The organism is Rhodococcus opacus (genome assembly GCF_012396235.1).
Classification (GTDB): Bacteria; Actinomycetota; Actinomycetes; order Mycobacteriales; family Mycobacteriaceae; genus Rhodococcus_F; species Rhodococcus_F opacus.
Map to the genome: position 1 here is coordinate 1 of NZ_JAAXPA010000089.1, position 2,268 is coordinate 2,268.

2 pseudogenes are annotated in these 2,268 nt (G+C 60.7%); one reads left to right on the plus strand and one right to left on the minus strand.

Annotation, left to right across the window (positions count from 1 at the left end):
• Nucleotides 1-178: 178 nt before the first annotated feature.
• A pseudogene (locus HGB39_RS37945) lies at nucleotides 179-1,132 on the minus strand (IS3 family transposase).
• Between the two features lie 746 nt (nucleotides 1,133-1,878).
• Here HGB39_RS37945 and HGB39_RS37950 point away from each other — a divergent pair.
• Nucleotides 1,879-2,142 (plus strand): annotated as a pseudogene (locus HGB39_RS37950) (alpha/beta fold hydrolase); the annotation flags it as partial.
• Nucleotides 2,143-2,268 lie beyond the last annotated feature (126 nt).

A 2,268-nucleotide genomic window follows, 5' to 3' on the forward strand; every position in this document is an offset into this window, starting at 1 on the left:
CGTCGATTCCATGTAGCCGACTGAACGCAACTCGGCAATAACAACCGCACCGATCCTGGTGATCGTCGTATCCATCGCCGTCTCCTTCCCATAGGGGCATGGACACGACAAACGTAAGCCTGACAGTAAATCGTTAAGCCGAATGAATACTCAGAATATCTAAGCAGCACAGACAAACTCACAAATTCCTCGGCTTAACGAAAACCTCGGCATAATCACTGTGGAAGATGACGCCACCGACGTCACCACCGCGGGTGCGCACCGCCATCTCGATCGCGTCCGTGACGAGATCGGTGCGCATGTGGTCGGCGATGGACCAGCCCACCACCCGGCGTGAGCAGATGTCGATCACCGTGGCCAAGAACAACCACGAGGATCCCACGGGGATGTAGGTGATGTCCCCACACCATTTGGTATCGACAGCCGTAGCGGTGAAGTCTCGCATCACCAGATCCGGCACCGACGGAGCCGACTTGTCCGCGATAGTCGTGCGCTTGCTGCGGCGCAGGTGCCGGCCGACCACGTGGTGGATTCGCATCAGCCGGGTCACCCGTTTGCGGTTGATCTTGCGTCCGCGGGAGCGGAGTTCGGCGTGAACGCGCGGGGCGCCGTAGGCGCTGCGGTGCTCGGCATGGATGGCGCGGATCTCGGCGACTGTCGCAGCCTCCTCCGCCGCGTGCTCGGCGCGAGCATCCTCGGTGGCCAGGTGCCGGTAGTAACCGGAGCGGGAGGTTCCCAGCACCCGGCACAGCCGCAGCACGGAAGAACTCGGCGCGATGGTCGGAGATGAAGTCCCAGCGGCGGGTCTTCACTTCACCTCTTTCGCGAAATACGCGGCTGCCCGGCGCAGGATGTCGCGTTCGAGCTGCCATTCCTTCTCGGCACCGCGTAACCGGGCGTTCTCTGCCCGCAGCCGCGCGAGCTCGTCCGCTTGGGTTTCCCCACCGGCGGTGCTGCGGGCCTCCTGGCGTCCATTGCGGGCGGTGTCCTTGCGGACCCACGTCCGTAGCGTTTCGCCACTGATGCCCAGGTCCGCGGCGACCGCCGCGTATGTGCGCTGGCCGTCGGCCGCGCGGTACAGCGCGATCGCGTCTTTCCGGAATTCCTCCGTGTACAGAGACTGGCGTCCCACTTCGACATCCCTCCTGGCTCTACTAGAACCAGTGTCAGGGGTGTCCACTCCAAGGGGGCAGCCTCACGGCGAAGTTGTTCCACGGTCCTGTGAGTGGACTAAGCCAAATCATGTAAAACAAGTCAGGAAGGTTGCCGATCATGTCGACTCCTAGAATTTGTTGAACCAGTTGGCGAAGCTGTTCCACGCTTCCAGGGGGAAATAGCCCCCCATCATTCCAAGTCGGGCAGGTTCCCGGTCATAGTGGATTCCACCAGTTGGCGATTTGAACCAGTATGGGAAACCAAAAGGCAGACTCTCTTTCCGAGAACCATCCTGGCAGGTCAGGCAGATTACCGATCATAGGAACCACTCATTCCGCTCAGTTATGTTGCCGCTCATGATCCCCCGCCGAAGAAGGGTGCTATCAAAGTACCGATCTAGTTGAACAAGTTGTACGGGAAAATGTCCCACGGTGAATTTGGCATTATGACTCCTTAGAAGTGGCCGTAGCCAGTCATCCAGCCGGTAATAACCCACATGAACTGACTGAACGCATCGCCCAGTTCCCTGGTCGGGAACCATGAATACCAAATCGGGTCAGGGCTAGGTGGGCTTGCTGACGCTGTGCCACCCACCAGGAACATCATCAATGCCGTTGTTCCCAGAACGGCCATGGTGCGAATCGAACGCATGCCTCAACTCCCGGTCCTTCCCGACCATGCCCCGTGTATCGCTGACGGCATGACGCCCGTTACCTGCTCACAGTGCTCGCGGTGCACTCGACTATCGCAGACTACGTCGACGACGTGGCCACGGTCGCCAATGAACTTCCATCCAGACCGGTGGTCATCGGCCACTCCATGGGTGGGTTCATCGTGCAGAAGTACTTGGAATCCCACAGTGCTCCGGCCGGCGTACTGCTTGGGGCCGCTCCGTCAGGCGGGATCTGGCGTTCGACGCTGAGGACACTGCGGCGGCACCCACGCGCGTTACTCGCGGAAACGCTCACCCTCAGCCCGTATCGTCTGGGACTGCCCCGGCTCTGGTTGACACCTGACCTGTGAGGGATCTGCCCTCACGGTGGAAGGATGATCGACATGCCGAAGCCGTATCCCGAGGAGTTCCGCCGCGACGTCGTCGCCGTGGCCCGCAAA